Genomic DNA, 669 nt, shown 5'->3' on the forward strand with positions numbered 1-669 from the left:
CTAGCACTACAGTTGCACCCTTCGTTTCCGGTGTGAGGCTTGCGCCATCGCCTGATGCGCACGGCGCCAAGCGGACCAGGCGATCACGACGGCAGGCTCGATCCGGCGCTGCTGGAGACGTGTGGCCACGCGGCGGATTTCCTGGACAGACCATCGCACCAGCGCTGCAGCTTGGCTTCGTCGCTTCTTTTTTGGGGTGGGGACAGGCTGTTGGCGCGCTCGCGCACCACCGCCATCATGGCAAACGCCAGCATCACCAGCGACACATGCCGATGCCAGCCATGCCACGAGCGGGTTTCGTTGTGCGTCAGCCCGAGCTCGGTCTTCGCCGTCTCAAACGCATCCTCGATTGCCCAGCGCTGGCCTTCGACCCGCACCAGCGTGTCGATCGGCGTGCCAGCCGGGCACCAGGTCGAGAAGAATGCCAGATCCCCATCAGAGAGGCTGCGCCGGATCAGCAGACCGCGGGTCCACAGACCAGTGAGGTCTTCGTTGTATTCCTCGGCCGCGAGATCCGCCAACTCGACGTAAGCCCAGTCATACAGGCGCGCCCCCTTGGTACCGTCTCCCGCCGACAGGCGCATCCAAGCATCAGAGGCAAGAGCCTTGGCGATCTGCTCGGCCGTGCCGGCGACTTCGGGTTTGCCGATCCAGGAGTAGAACTGATCG

At 64.3% G+C, this 669-nt stretch carries 1 pseudogene; it reads right to left on the reverse strand.

What is annotated here, in order from left to right:
- Nucleotides 1-83: 83 nt before the first annotated feature.
- Nucleotides 84-669, reverse strand: a pseudogene (locus LG661_RS24800) (IS701 family transposase); the annotation flags it as partial.

The sequence above is a fragment of the Microvirga roseola genome (genome assembly GCF_020866965.1).
GTDB classification, from domain to species: Bacteria; Pseudomonadota; Alphaproteobacteria; order Rhizobiales; family Beijerinckiaceae; genus Microvirga; species Microvirga roseola.